Below are 13,833 nucleotides of genomic sequence, written 5' to 3'. Positions count from 1 at the left end.
AAAGAGCCATACCTTATTTATTATTGGGTGAGAAGATATGCAAAATAAAGAGGGATTATTTGTATTTGCAGCTGAAGAAGAGCAAGCAGATACAGATCTGAAAGTATGGAAAATATTAACCGTTGAGGATGATCTTGATTATCAAAACGCGTTAGTTAACAGCTTAAAAGAGCTAAAAGCCAAGGATGGTTATAAATATGAGTTGTTAACAGCTAATTCTGTGCCAGAGGCTGCTTTAGCGCTGAGCATGCACCCTGATATTGCACTTATCTTTATAGATGTGGTGATGGAGGAAGATGACTCAGGCCTGCGTTTAGTAAATACTATTCGAGAGGTCATCGGTAACGCAGAAATGCGTATTGTGCTGTTAACAGGGCAACCTGGCTTTGCACCAGAGAGCGATATCATGAAAATGCTCGATATCGATGAGTACTGGAATAAATCAGACCTATCTGCCGAGAAGCTGCAATCCATTGTTAATAGTAACATGCGCACTTGGGAATATATTTCACAAATCAGATCAGCGAAGCAAGGTTTACAGCTGGTGCTTGATGCATCTAGAAGTATTAACGGCAAGCACGATATGGCCTCTTTTTCTTATGCTGTGCTTAAAGAAATTAGTAATATTTTAAAAATAACCGAAGGGGGCGGTATTTTTTGTTCGAGTAATGCAGGATCCAAGTCTGAATGCTTAATACTCTCTACTCATGGTTGTTTTAGTGGCACTAAAGGGCAGCCAGTAGAAACTAGCCTGCCCGCAGAAATGCTACAAGACTTTAAACAAGCGATTAAAGAGCGTCGCCATATATTCTCAAAAAACCACAGTGTGTTTTTTTTCGAAACGCTAGATAACCAAGGCGCTGATTACATCACCATTGTAAAATCAGATAACCCGATTAGTGAGCAATACGAATATTTACTTAAGGTATTTAGTGAAAACGTGAGTACGGGGTTTGCTAATATTTCGTTATTAAATCGCTTAACCGAGCTTGCCTATACCGACGTATCACTTAATTTACAAAACCGTAACTGGCTAACCCGTGAAATAAAAAACATGAATGCGCAGGAGCGGTTAAAAACGCGATTAGTCATTTTTGATATCTATCAGTTTGACGAAAAAGCATTTACCTTTGGTCATGAATTTTGTAATAAATTAATGAAGCTAGTGCACCAAAGTATTGTTGGTACCTTTGCTAGGTATGACCCTCGCATAGCATTAGTTAGTAGCAGAGCATTTGGCATGTTAGTCAATGTTGATTTTGATATTTCAGAGGCTATTAGTTGCTTTCAAAATAAGCAAAAATTCGAAATCGAGCAGGTAAAACAATACATTGATGTGCGTATTTTAGAATTAAAATTAAGTGCAGCTTTAAACCTCTCTCCGGAAAAAGTGATTAGCCTGGCAGAGTCGAGTCTGAACTCTTCACAGGTAAACCAAACTAAGTATATTCAGCATACCGAGGAAAAAACAGATCAAATTACTCGGCGCTACGAGCTAATGGCTGAGCTTAGAACGGCTATAGGTAATAAAAGTTTAGAGGTGGCGTTACAACCCAAAATGAACCTATCAACCTTGAAACCTGCAGGTTTTGAAGCGCTCGCTAGGTGGCAAAGAGCTGATGGCAGCTTTGTACGCCCTGATGAATTTATAGAGTTAGCTGAAACAGCCGGATTAATTAATGAACTAGACCATGTGATTTTTGAGAAAATACTCGAAGTGATTAACCAACTTAAAAAGCAAGGCTACAACTTACCCGTTGCGTTTAATGCATCGTCTTATGACTTAGTTGAGCCAAGTTATTTTGAGCAGATAAAAACTAAAATTGAAGAGTACGATATTTCGCCCTCTATGCTTGAGCTTGAGGTGACCGAAACACAAGCTATTAGTAATTACAGCCTAATTAAAGAAGCACTTGAACGGTTTATTGATTTAGGTATTAAAGTCAGTATTGATGATTTTGGTACTGGTTACTCATCGTTGGCTCACATTAATGAAATACCGTCTACGTCGATAAAAATAGATCGCTACTTTGTCTGTGATCTTGAATTTAATGACAACAATCAGTACATGATTAAAATGATACTGTCTTTGGCAAAGCAATTTAATTTTTCGGTGATTGCTGAAGGGGTTGAGAATGAATTTGAGGCAAAGTGGTTACAGCAACAAGGCTGTGCAACAGCACAAGGGTATTATTTTTCTAAACCTTTATTTTTAAAAGAGCTGTTCGTGTGGTTAAAGCAGTATGAAGTGATAAAAAATGAATAGTGTTAATGGTTTGCCAATTGGTTCAAAAAAAAGTGTGCTAGTTAAATCGCTATTTAGTTTATTTATTACTTTATTTATTGGTTGGCTAGTATATGAACAAATATACCAAGAAAAAATAAATACCATAAAAGCTAAGCAAGATGAAAAGTTAGTCCTTATCAGTGGTGATTTTTCCAAAGAACTCAGTAGCATTAAAAAGCTAACTCGTATTCTGGCTCAGGGGTCGGTTTTAAAAAGTGATAAACAAAACAAGCCCTTACAACTAGAGCAAAGCAGAGATGAAATAAATAACTACTTTTTAAATTTTGCCGCTCTCTCTAATAATATCGCGCAAATTCGCTGGCTAGATACACAAGGCCAGGAGCAATACCGCATTAACGCAGTGAATGGTGTTGGCGAAATTGAAGCGCCCGATGGTTTACAAAATAAGCAAAACCGTTACTATTTTCTAAAAGGGATGCAGGTCAGTGCCCCAAATATATTTGCCACAGAGATAGATTTAAACATTGAACGCAACAAAATTGTAAAGCCTCTTCAGCCAACAATCCGCGTAACCTACCGTACCAATAAAGAAAACTACCTATTAGATGGCTTGCTAGTTGTAAACTTTAACTTAGATTACTTGTTTAGTCAGATTAAGAGTTACAACCAAGAGGGTACTTTGATCAGCATTTTAAACCATGATGGTTTTTGGTTATTAAATAGTGATGCAAACTTAGAGTGGGGGTTTATGTATGGTAACAATGAGCAAACACTCGCTTTAAAAAAACCAGATCTTTGGCAGCAAATTATTGATGGCAAAGTAGAATATGGGTCACATTTTTTCAATAATGGTCTTTATACTTACCGTCGTTTTTCTATTTTTTCATTGCGTGAGAATAAAGGCAGAATTAGTGACACTGATAAAGAGTTAATTATTCTTGTAAGTAGTCCAGATGAATCGCTAATATCTGCACAAAGTGTAGCCTTACAGTTAGCGTTGTTGTGTAGTGGCTTACTGTGTTTAATTAGTTTTGGTTTTATTTATCGTGAGTATAAGTTTCAAAATAAGTTGTTAACCCTCTCGCATAAATTACATATAGAAAAGATAGAACTAGATATAGTGAACCGAGAGCTTGATGCCACTATAAAGCAGCAACAACAGCTACAAGAAGGATTAATAGAAGCACAAAAACTATCTTCATTAGGGTTGCTCGTGGCAGGTGTTGCTCATGAAATGAATACGCCTATTGGCGGAGCCGTTATTTCTGTTTCTAATGCAGATATGGCATTGAGTAAATTAAATGCAGCGATTAAGCAAGGGCTGACTAAATCAACGCTAGAGGAAACAACAACCAGTATTGGTGAGAATCTAGCGCTGGCTAAAATTAACTTAAATAAAACCGCTGTATTAGTGAAAAGTTTTAAAAAAATGGCCATTGATCGCCACAATGATGAATTTATTGCATGTGATATTGAAAAAATTATTGAAGAGCTATTATTGTCATTAAACTCCAGATTAAAAAATTCACCGATAAAAGTGAAAACTATTTTCTTGCTCAATAAACAGGTGATTAGTTTGCCAGGGATTATTTCTCAGGTGGTCGAAAACCTTGTAATGAATGCGTTAAATCACGCTTTTGATGATAAGCAAGAGGGAGTGATAGAAATAAAAGTAGAGCAAGCGACAAATAATAGCGTAAGGCTTAGCGTGTCAGATAATGGTAAAGGAGTTAATAATGACACTAAAGCAGATATATTTGAGCCTTTTTATACAACCGCACGGGGTAAAGGTAATACCGGTTTAGGTTTATATATGGTGCACTAATGGGTAACACAAGTTTTGAAAGGAGACATCAAACTTCATTCAGAACCACAAAGCGATGCTTATTTTAAAACACAATTTATTATTACCTTGCCTGACTTAACAGCAAAGTCTCATTACCATTAGTCAATAAAGGCCAAAAGCCCTACAAGGGGGTCGAAACTAACTCTTGAGAATTAGGGGTAACCACTAAATATGAACCTTGAGTATACCAATCGCCTAACACAGTGCGAGTTAGGGTTTGGTTATTAACTTCATAGGTATGTACATTAGGGCGGTGAGTATGGCCGTGGATCATATTAGCCACGTTATGCTTAGCAAAGGTCTCTAATACAGCGCTTTGCACTACATCAAGTATTTCTATAGGTTTGTCTGCTTGACTAAGTTTACTTTTTTCACGTGCATCACGGGCTATTTTCTTTCGATACCATAATGGCATAGCAAGCATTAATTTGGGCCACCACCAACCACGACTTTTTTGACGAAACTTTTGATACTCAATATCCTGAGTACACATTTCATCACCATGTAAAATTACAGTGGGAGTGCCGTAAAGGTCGATCACTGTTTGCTCATCGAGTAGAGTCATTCCTGCCATATTGGCGTATTTTTCACGCATGATAAAATCGCGATTACCGTGTACAAAATAAATGGGGATACCCGAGTTACTAACTGCTTTTAATTGTTTTGCCACTGCTGCTGATAGTTCGCTAACATAATCGTCACCAACCCACACTTCAAAAAAATCACCTAAAATATATAGGGCGTCTACTTTTTGAGGAACAATATGGGAGTGTAAAAACTTAAAAAATGCCGCTGTAATATCAGGGCGATTTTCACTCAAATGTAAATCGGCAATAAAGTAGGTTTGGCGAGTCATGGTGATTCCAGTTAAATAAAAGCGGGTGAATACCCGCTTTATGTATTCTTTGAAGAATAAGGGGGTTTTAGCTTACAGTTACACTTTCAATTACCACATCTTCAAGTGGTACATCTTGGTGAAAACCATTGCTACCTGTAGCAACACCTTTGATTTTATTTACTACGTCCATGCCTTCTACTACTTCAGCAAACACACAGTAACCCCAACCTTGCGACGTTTCGCTGCTGTGGTTTAAAAAGTCGTTGTTATTTACGTTAATGAAAAATTGCGCTGTAGCTGAGTGTGGATCAGGCGTACGCGCCATTGCTAAAGTACCTACTTTGTTAGATAGGCCGTTGTTCGCTTCATTTTCAATTGGGTCGTTTACTTCTTTTTGTTCCATGCCCGATGCAAAACCACCGCCTTGAACCATAAAACCATCAATTACACGGTGAAAAATAGTGCCGTTATAAAAACCTGAGTTTGCATACTCTAAAAAGTTTTTTACTGTATTTGGAGCTTCGCTTTCGTGCATTTTAATGGTGATATCACCAAAGTTTGTGTGTAGAACAACCATGAGGTTTCCTATAGCTGGTTTAAATATTGGCGCTATTTTATCGTAGTTGACTCAGATTAACAAAGTAGATGTTATGTTTGTTATAAACCGCTAGAGCCCATGCTTAGCAAGTGGTAACATAGCTTTTCTGTTAATCGTGAAGGAAAGCAACTAAATGGTACAAATATACAACACACTGACACGCCAAAAAGAACAATTTAAACCTATGGTCGATGGAAAAATCGACATGTATGTGTGTGGTATCACCATTTATGATTACTGTCACATTGGCCATGCACGCACATTTGTGGGTTTTGATGTGATTGTTCGCTATCTTCGTCATTTAGGTTACGACTTAAAGTACGTACGTAATATTACCGATGTTGATGATAAAATTATCAAGCGCGCAAATGAAAACGGTGAGGCGATTAACGACTTAACCGTGCGTATGACTAAAGCGATGCATGAAGACTTTGACAGCTTAAACATGCTGCGTCCTGATGTAGAGCCAACGGTTACAGGTCACATGGATGAAATTATTGCTATGGTTGAGCGTTTGATTGCCAAAGGCCATGCTTATGTTGCAGCCGATGGCGACGTTTTATTTGATGTATCAACCTTTGAGCAATACGGGGCACTTTCGCAGCAAGATTTAACCATGCTGCAATCGGGCTCACGTGTGGAAGTAGCACAAGATAAAGACGATCCTCTTGATTTTGTTTTATGGAAAAAAGCTAAAGCAGGGGAGCCATCGTGGTCATCACCTTGGGGAGAGGGGCGCCCTGGTTGGCACATAGAATGTTCAGCAATGAGTTCAAAGCACCTAGGTGAGCACTTTGATATTCATGGTGGTGGTTCAGACCTACAGTTTCCGCACCACGAAAACGAAATTGCGCAATCATGCTGTGCTAACAACGGCCAATACGTTAATACTTGGATCCACACCGGTATGGTTCAAGTGAACAAAGAAAAGATGTCTAAATCATTAGATAACTTTTTTACCGTTCGTGAAGTATTAAAGCAATACGATGCTGAGTCGGTTCGCTACTTTTTAATTTCTGGCCATTACCGCAGCCAGCTTAATTACTCTCAAGAAAACTTAGACCAAGCACGTTCATCACTTGAGCGTATTTACACGGCATTACGTGGTGTTGAGCCAGTTGAATGTGAGCTTGAGGGTAATGAGTATGTAGCTAAGTTTAGAAAAGCTATGAATGATGACTTTAATTCGCCAGAAGCATTACCGGTTGTATTTGAAGTTGCTAAAGAGCTAAACCGAGTAAAAGAAAGTGATAGCGAAAAAGCAGGACATTTAGCCTTTGTTCTACGCAGCTTAGGTGAAATACTTGGTATTGCTCAGCAAGCACCAGAGGCATTTTTACAAGGCGGTCAAAACGACGATGAAGTGGCTGAAATTGAGGCACTGATAGTCAAACGTAATGACGCACGTGCCAGTAAAAATTGGGCTGCAGCAGATGAAGCTCGCGATGCTTTAAATGCACTGGGTGTAATACTTGAAGATTCAGCGGGAAAAACAACGTGGCGTAAAGCATAGGGTTTGTCGACCTTGGCAGATTTAGCCATAACGCGCTGATCACAAAACAAGGGTTACCATAGGGTAACCCTTTTTTGGTTATATCAATTGCATTAAATTGATTATGTTTTTAATAAAATTGATACTGTTGACCTCAATCATAGTTGAGGTTTTAAACTCGCATTCATCAATTTAAAAATGGAAAATTAATGAATATTTTACTTGCCATGATCCCTGCTTTTTTATGGGGAACGACTTATGCAGTGACTAAGTACGCAACCCCAGAGTGGCCACCAATCTTATTAGGTGCCATACGCGCACTTCCTGCCGGTTTATTGTTGTTGCTGTTTAAACCTTCTTGGCCAACGGCTAAACAATGGCCAGGCATTTTTCTGATCGGCACAATTAATATTGCGTTATTTTTTAGCTTTATTTTTGTAATGGCAATTAACCTACCAGCAGCTATCGCAGGCGTGGGAATGGTATCTGTCCCTGTGGTTGCATTATTATATGCATGGCTTGTAAAGCGACAACAGCCAGCGCTGGTGCAAGGATTTTGTGCCCTTGCTTTAGTGGTTTTAGCATGGCGCTTATTTGATCCACAACATGTAGCACTTAATGTTTTGGGGGTTTTAGCGCTGATAGGGGCGTTATTAACTATTGTGATAGGCAGTACGCTGGTAAAAAAAGTAACGGCTAAAGTACACTGGTGGACGGTACTCACGTGGCAGCTAATCATTGGTGGTAGTTTGCTAGCAATTGCGGCTATGGTTCAAGCTTTTTATTTTGCCCCTCAGCAGTATCAATTTTTAACTGCAACAATAAATACCACGCAATGGCTGGCGTTATTTTGGCTAGTGGTCCCTAATACTGCTCTGGCTTACATCCTATATGTTTGGTTATTAGGGCGAATGTCAGTAGTTGAGTTTACTTTTGGCACTATAGCCAACCCAATTGCCGGTATTTTATGTGCCGGAATATTAATTAACGAGCAGTATGCAAGTTGGCAATATGCAATTATGTTATTGATGATCGTGTTTTCGGTTTTGCCACAAGGCTTGGACTTAATAAAACGAAGAATGATGATACAAAAAGCCCGCAATTAAGCGGGCTTTTCATTACTATATTTTTTATTTATTAGCTGTGATATTTCTCACACGCTTCTAACGTATTTTCAATTAGACTGGCAACAGTCATTGGGCCTACGCCACCAGGTACAGGGGTAATAAAGTCAGCTTTTTGTTCTGCAACAGCGTATTCAACATCACCCACTAACTTACCGTTGTCTAAACGGTTAATACCCACATCAATAACAATTGCGCCTTCTTTTATCCAATCACCCGGAATAAACTCTGGTTTGCCTACAGCAACAACCAGTAAGTCAGCACGGCGAACATGGGTTTCTAAATCTTGCGTGAACTTATGGCAAACAGTAGTCGTACAGCCAGCTAACAATAATTCAAGTGACATAGGGCGGCCTACAATATTAGAGGCGCCCACAACCACTGCGTGCATACCTTTGTAACGCACGCCAGTTGAATCTAATAAGGTGATAATACCCTTTGGCGTACATGGGCGAAGGGCAGGCATTCGCTGCGCCAAACGACCAATATTATAAGGATGAAAGCCATCAACATCTTTATGCGGGGTAATACGCTCAAGAATTTTTTCTGCATCTAGGCCTGCAGGTAAAGGAAGTTGTACTAAAATACCGTCAACTTCGCCATCAACATTCAATTCATCAATTAATGCTAATAGCGCTTGCTCTGTTGTGTCTGCGGGTAAATCAAATGATTTAGAAATAAAACCAACTTCTTCACAGGCTTTACGCTTTGAACCAACGTAAACTTGGCTTGCTGGGTCTTGTCCAACAAGCACCACAGCTAATCCTGGGGCTCTAAGGTTTTGTGCAACACGTTCTGAAACTCGTTCAGCCACTGCGCTACGTACTTGTTTTGCTACTGCTTTACCATCAATGATGTTTGCCGTCATGGGTGACCTTTAATTAGGTTAATTAACTTGATACCGATACATTTAAAAAACGAATGCATATATAGGGGTTAAAATGCCGATAAAGAAAAAGACCTTCACCTTACTCATTTTTTAATATGGCGACTATTTTCGCAGAAAAGCGGTTGAGCGCCAAGTTGCTTTTAAATTATAACCCCCCGAATTATAAAAAAGAGTTTAAATTTTATCCCTGTATCGTAATATTTGACCATTATGAACTAAAAATGAGCAATTGATTTGTTTTCTTAAAAAAACGTTTGACCTAACCCGGTCAAATCACTATTATGCACCCCGTTGTCAACGAGGTCACTCGCAGGCAATAGTAAGTATCGGCGATTAGCGCAGTTTGGTAGCGCACTTGGTTTGGGTCCAAGGGGTCGCAGGTTCAAATCCTGCATCGCCGACCATTTTTATGTTTACTCATAACAATTTAACTTACTAGTGAACTATGAAGTTTTCGATGCGCCCATAGCTCAGCTGGATAGAGCAACGCCCTTCTAAGGCGTCGGTCGAAGGTTCGAATCCTTCTGGGTGCGCCATTTTGAAAACACTGTAATGCCGTGGTGATTGTAGCTCAGTTGGTAGAGCCCCGGATTGTGATTCCGGTTGTCGTGGGTTCGAGCCCCATCAGTCACCCCAATTTACAAAAAAAAGAATATCGGCGATTAGCGCAGTTTGGTAGCGCACTTGGTTTGGGTCCAAGGGGTCGCAGGTTCAAATCCTGCATCGCCGACCACTTTCTTATAAGTGGTCTTAAATCCTAAGTTTAAGTATTCGAGAAAATATCTATATCGGCGATTAGCGCAGTTTGGTAGCGCACTTGGTTTGGGTCCAAGGGGTCGCAGGTTCAAATCCTGCATCGCCGACCATTTTCCCCCTAAAGTAAAACACACCTGATTTCTTTTTTAATTCACAAAATTCTCTTTTTCTACCCTTATTCATTCTATGTAATTTAATTAGCCTGTTTTTTATTCGCTTAGTCGTTATCTGCCTTGATCTACCCCAAATAATTGCCCCCCACACTCGACTATCATAAATATTAGGTTATAATGCCGCGTCTATTTGTTTAAAAATATAGTGCCCTTAGGGCAGAGCAGCAATGGTATCTCCTGGTAGCGACGGATTTTTTTAAGCTCTAAGGCTTGAATTTTATCAAGACGCCTATAGATTACTTTGTTTGTAATGAAGGCGAACAGTCGCCAAAATTGAATATTGAGGTAAATCATGCAAGTTTCTGTTGAGACGACTCAAGGCCTTGAGCGCCGTCTGACCATCACCGTTCCTGCAGAGAACGTTGAGACCGAAGTAAAAAAACGCTTACAACAACTGTCAAAAACGCAGCGTATCGACGGTTTCCGTGCTGGTAAAGTTCCAGTATCAGTAATCAACAAGCGTTTCGGACCAGCTGTTCGTCAAGAAGTTGCTGGCGAAGTAATGCAACGTAATTACATTGAAGCAATTGTTGCTGAAAAAATTAACCCTGCTGGCGCACCTACATTTGCTCCAAAAGCACTTGAAGCAGGTAAAGATTTAGAGTTCTCAGCAACATTTGAAGTTTACCCTGAAGTTGAAGTTCAAGGTTTAGAGAAAATTGCTGTTGAAAAACCAGCAGTAGAAGTAACTGACGAAGATTTAGCAAACATGCTAGAAACACTTCGTAAGCAACACGCTTCTTGGGCTGACGTTGATGCAGCTGCTGGCTCAAACGACCGTGTAACGGTTGATTTTGTTGGTACTATCGACGGTGAAGAATTCGAAGGCGGCAAAGCTGAAGATTTCCCATTAGAACTTGGTCAAGGTCGTATGATCCCAGGTTTTGAAGACAACATCGTAGGTAAAAAAGCAGGCGAAGAAGTGGTTGCTGACGTAAACTTCCCTGAAGATTACCACGCTGAAAACTTAAAAGGTAAAGCGGCTCAATTCACTATCACAGTGAAAAAAGTTGAAGCGCAAGAATTACCTGAATTAAGCGATGAGTTTGCAACTAAATTCGGTGTTACCGAAGGCGGCGTAGAAGCGCTTAAAGAAGAAGTTAAAAAGAACATGACGCGTGAGCTAGACCAAGCGGTTAAAGCTAACGTGAAAGACCAAGCAATCAAAGGTCTTTTAGAGCAAAACGAAGTTGAAGTGCCGAAAGCATTAATCGACCAAGAAGTTGACGCATTACGTGAGCAAGCTGCTCAACGTTTTGGTGGCAACGGTCAAAATATGCCTGAGCTTCCAGCTGAATTGTTCCATGAGCAAGCAGTAACACGTGTTAAAACTGGCCTATTATTAGGTGAAGTGATTAAAGCGAACGACATCAAAGTTGATGACGCTAAAGTTGAAGCACTTATCGCTACTGTAGCATCTGCATACGAAGATCCAACTGAAGTAGTAGAATACTACAAAGCAAATGATCAACTAATGCAACAAATGCGTAATGTAGCAATGGAAGAGCAAGCTGTTGAAGCTATTTTAGCTAAAGCAACTGTTACTGATGTTGAAAAAGCATTTGATGACATCATGAATCCACAGCAAGGTGCATAATAAGTCATTGACTTAAGCGCTCGCTAACGATTAAATGGCTCGTGTTACTCTGTTTATGCAGTGTGCCCGGGCCATTTTAGTTTGTGGTTCTTAATTAGCTAAAAATGATCATTATGCTTTTCTTAGAATAAGTATAAGCGCATAAGGAATTAAATAAGTATGAACACTGGTATGACAGATCCCCTAAACGCATTAGTCCCTATGGTTGTTGAGCAAACAGCTAAAGGCGAGCGCTCATTTGATATTTATTCGAGACTATTAAAAGAGCGTATTATCTTTTTAACGGGCCAAGTTGAAGACAACATGGCAAATCTGATTTTAGCGCAAATGCTTTTCTTAGAATCAGAGAACCCAGATAAAGATATTTTCTTATATATCAATTCACCGGGTGGCTCGGTCACTGCGGGAATGGCTATTTACGATACAATGAATTTCATTAAACCTGATGTAAGTACTATCTGTGTAGGCCAAGCGGCTAGCATGGGTGCGTTTTTATTATCTGGTGGTGCTAAGGGTAAACGTTTTTGTTTACCAAATTCACGCGTGATGATTCACCAACCATTAGGTGGATTCCAAGGTCAAGCGTCTGATTTTGAAATACACGCAAAAGAAATTCTGTCTATTAAAGACAAATTAAATCGCTTAATGGCTGAGCATACTGGCCAACCACTTGATGTTGTTTCACGCGACACAGACCGTGATAACTTTATGAGTGCAAGCCAAGCTGTAGATTACGGTATTGTTGACTCAGTATTTACTAATCGCGGTAGCAAGTAAGTATGCCTGCAAGCAAGCAGTAATGCTTGCTAATGAGAGTTACTATGCGAAAAAGCCTAAATTTTGGTATAGTTAAAGCGTATTAAAATAGCCACCAAGATTTTGGTGGCCAACGTAATAAAATGAGGTAGCTGAATGTCTGACACTCCTACAGACGGCGACAAAAGTAATAAATTGTTATACTGCTCTTTTTGTGGCAAAAGCCAGCATGAAGTTCGAAAATTAATTGCAGGACCTTCAGTATACGTTTGTGATGAATGTGTAGAGCTGTGTAATGATATTATCAGGGAAGAAATTAAAGACATCGCGCCTAAGCATGATGCCGCTGACAAATTACCTGTGCCAAAAGAAATTCGTAACCACTTAGACGACTACGTAATTGGTCAAGACCATGCGAAGAAAGTGTTGTCTGTAGCGGTTTACAATCACTACAAGCGTTTACGCAACCAATCAACTAAACAAGACGTTGAATTAGGTAAAAGTAATATTTTATTAATTGGCCCAACGGGGAGTGGTAAAACACTGCTAGCTGAAACGTTAGCACGTTTACTAGATGTGCCGTTTACTATGGCCGATGCCACCACGTTAACCGAAGCCGGTTATGTGGGTGAAGATGTTGAAAACATTATTCAAAAGCTTTTACAAAAATGTGACTACGACGTAGAAAAAGCACAACGTGGTATTGTTTACATTGATGAAATAGACAAAATTTCACGTAAATCAGATAATCCATCAATCACCCGTGATGTGTCAGGTGAAGGTGTACAACAAGCCTTACTTAAGCTGATTGAAGGTACCGTTGCTTCTGTTCCGCCACAAGGTGGACGTAAACATCCACAGCAAGAGTTCCTGCAAGTAGACACTTCTAAGATCCTGTTTATTTGTGGTGGTGCATTTGCTGGTCTTGATAAAGTTATTGAGCAGCGTAGCCATAAAAATACCGGTATTGGTTTTGGTGTTAACGTTAAAGAGTCGGCAGCGAGCCGTTCTTTAAGCGAAACATTTAAAGATGTTGAGCCAGAAGATTTAGTAAAATATGGTTTAATCCCAGAGTTTATTGGCCGTTTACCTGTTGTTGCTACATTGACTGAACTTGATGAAGCTGCACTGGTACAAATTTTAAGTGAGCCTAAAAACGCCATTACTAAGCAGTTTTCAGTATTGTTTGGTATGGAAGACGTTGAGCTTGAGTTTCGTGATGATGCACTACGTGCTATTGCTCACAAAGCAATGGAACGTAAGACCGGTGCGCGTGGCCTACGTTCAATCGTAGAAGGTGTATTACTTGATACTATGTATGAGCTGCCTTCAATTGATAACGTTAGCAAAGTGGTTGTTGATGAAACCGTTATTAAAGGTGAGTCTGATCCAATCTTGATTTATGACAGCAGTAATCAAGAACAAGCCGCAGCAGATTAAATTCTGAGCAAGTTGTAAAAAAAAGGGAGCCAATGGCTCCTTTTTTTATAATTAATTTAATCGAGTTGGCAAAAAT

At 39.6% G+C, this 13,833-nt stretch carries 10 protein-coding genes and 5 tRNA genes; 12 read left to right on the top strand and 3 right to left on the bottom strand.

All coding sequences use genetic code 11. The annotated features are described in order from the left end of the window. Window positions 1-37 precede the first annotated feature (37 nt). Together P20311_RS06880 and P20311_RS06875 are read left to right on the top strand one after the other, a co-directional pair. Window positions 38-2,266, top strand: coding sequence for an EAL domain-containing protein (locus P20311_RS06880; protein ID WP_008111056.1), 2,229 nt, complete (start codon window positions 38-40; stop codon window positions 2,264-2,266). Further along, entirely contained in the window at window positions 2,259-4,073 is a 1,815-nt protein-coding gene (locus P20311_RS06875) for a sensor histidine kinase (protein WP_008111055.1), read from the top strand. The genes P20311_RS06880 and P20311_RS06875 overlap by 8 nt, the downstream gene beginning before the upstream one ends. 142 nt (window positions 4,074-4,215) lie before the next feature. Here the strand turns inward: P20311_RS06875 and P20311_RS06870 are convergent, their stop codons facing one another. Together P20311_RS06870 and P20311_RS06865 are read right to left on the bottom strand one after the other, a co-directional pair. Then, complete coding sequence (locus P20311_RS06870; protein ID WP_008111053.1) at window positions 4,216-4,950, bottom strand: UDP-2,3-diacylglucosamine diphosphatase; 735 nt, start codon at window positions 4,948-4,950, stop codon at window positions 4,216-4,218. 67 nt (window positions 4,951-5,017) lie between these two features. After that, entirely contained in the window at window positions 5,018-5,509 is a 492-nt protein-coding gene (locus P20311_RS06865; protein ID WP_008111051.1) for a peptidylprolyl isomerase, read from the bottom strand. 154 nt (window positions 5,510-5,663) lie between these two features. Between P20311_RS06865 and cysS the strand changes: the two genes are divergently transcribed. Both cysS and P20311_RS06855 read left to right on the top strand, forming a co-directional pair. Continuing rightward, window positions 5,664-7,043 (top strand): cysteine--tRNA ligase, encoded by a 1,380-nt coding sequence (cysS, locus tag P20311_RS06860; protein ID WP_008111049.1) that lies wholly within the window; start codon window positions 5,664-5,666, stop codon window positions 7,041-7,043. Window positions 7,044-7,231: 188 nt separating this feature from the next. Beyond that, a complete protein-coding gene (locus P20311_RS06855; protein WP_008111047.1) occupies window positions 7,232-8,128 on the top strand; it encodes an EamA family transporter in 897 nt (298 codons plus the stop codon). Between the two features lie 31 nt (window positions 8,129-8,159). Here the strand turns inward: P20311_RS06855 and folD are convergent, their stop codons facing one another. Continuing rightward, complete coding sequence (folD, locus tag P20311_RS06850) at window positions 8,160-9,014, bottom strand: bifunctional methylenetetrahydrofolate dehydrogenase/methenyltetrahydrofolate cyclohydrolase FolD (RefSeq protein WP_008111045.1); 855 nt, start codon at window positions 9,012-9,014, stop codon at window positions 8,160-8,162. A gap of 348 nt (window positions 9,015-9,362) precedes the next feature. On the opposite strand from folD, the gene P20311_RS06845 reads away from it, so the two are divergent. The 8 genes from P20311_RS06845 to clpX all read left to right on the top strand — a co-directional run bounded on the left by P20311_RS06845 (window position 9,363) and on the right by clpX (window position 13,757). Continuing rightward, window positions 9,363-9,439, top strand: a tRNA-Pro gene (locus tag P20311_RS06845). A 55-nt stretch (window positions 9,440-9,494) separates the two neighbouring features. Continuing rightward, window positions 9,495-9,571, top strand: a tRNA-Arg gene (locus P20311_RS06840). Window positions 9,572-9,595: 24 nt separating this feature from the next. Further along, a tRNA-His gene (locus P20311_RS06835) sits at window positions 9,596-9,671 on the top strand. A 20-nt stretch (window positions 9,672-9,691) separates the two neighbouring features. After that, window positions 9,692-9,768, top strand: a tRNA-Pro gene (locus P20311_RS06830). 56 nt (window positions 9,769-9,824) lie between these two features. Continuing rightward, window positions 9,825-9,901, top strand: a tRNA-Pro gene (locus P20311_RS06825). Window positions 9,902-10,256: 355 nt separating this feature from the next. Next, a complete protein-coding gene (tig, locus tag P20311_RS06820; RefSeq protein WP_008111043.1) occupies window positions 10,257-11,561 on the top strand; it encodes a trigger factor in 1,305 nt (434 codons plus the stop codon). 159 nt (window positions 11,562-11,720) lie between these two features. Beyond that, window positions 11,721-12,338: an ATP-dependent Clp endopeptidase proteolytic subunit ClpP gene (gene clpP, locus P20311_RS06815; RefSeq protein WP_008111041.1), complete on the top strand. Its 618-nt coding sequence runs from the start codon at window positions 11,721-11,723 to the stop codon at window positions 12,336-12,338. Between the two features lie 135 nt (window positions 12,339-12,473). Beyond that, entirely contained in the window at window positions 12,474-13,757 is a 1,284-nt protein-coding gene (gene clpX / locus P20311_RS06810) for an ATP-dependent protease ATP-binding subunit ClpX (protein WP_008111039.1), read from the top strand. Window positions 13,758-13,833 lie beyond the last annotated feature (76 nt).

The organism is Pseudoalteromonas sp. BSi20311 (assembly GCF_000239875.1).
In the GTDB taxonomy this organism is placed as follows: domain Bacteria; phylum Pseudomonadota; class Gammaproteobacteria; order Enterobacterales; family Alteromonadaceae; genus Pseudoalteromonas.
The sequence above is the reverse complement of the archived record's forward strand: the minus strand, read 5'-3'. Positions and strand labels throughout refer to the sequence as shown.

Bases quoted from the DNA above. Each gene is read 5' to 3' on its own strand.
- P20311_RS06880 (WP_008111056.1), top strand. From the start codon at position 38: ATGCAAAATAAAGAGGGATTATTTGTATTTGCAGCTGAAGAAGAGCAA.
- P20311_RS06875 (WP_008111055.1), top strand. From the start codon at position 2,259: ATGAATAGTGTTAATGGTTTGCCAATTGGTTCAAAAAAAAGTGTGCTA.
- P20311_RS06870 (WP_008111053.1), bottom strand. From the start codon at position 4,950: ATGACTCGCCAAACCTACTTTATTGCCGATTTACATTTGAGTGAAAAT.
- P20311_RS06865 (WP_008111051.1), bottom strand. From the start codon at position 5,509: ATGGTTGTTCTACACACAAACTTTGGTGATATCACCATTAAAATGCAC.
- cysS (WP_008111049.1), top strand. From the start codon at position 5,664: ATGGTACAAATATACAACACACTGACACGCCAAAAAGAACAATTTAAA.
- P20311_RS06855 (WP_008111047.1), top strand. From the start codon at position 7,232: ATGAATATTTTACTTGCCATGATCCCTGCTTTTTTATGGGGAACGACT.
- folD (WP_008111045.1), bottom strand. From the start codon at position 9,014: ATGACGGCAAACATCATTGATGGTAAAGCAGTAGCAAAACAAGTACGT.
- tig (WP_008111043.1), top strand. From the start codon at position 10,257: ATGCAAGTTTCTGTTGAGACGACTCAAGGCCTTGAGCGCCGTCTGACC.
- clpP (WP_008111041.1), top strand. From the start codon at position 11,721: ATGAACACTGGTATGACAGATCCCCTAAACGCATTAGTCCCTATGGTT.
- clpX (WP_008111039.1), top strand. From the start codon at position 12,474: ATGTCTGACACTCCTACAGACGGCGACAAAAGTAATAAATTGTTATAC.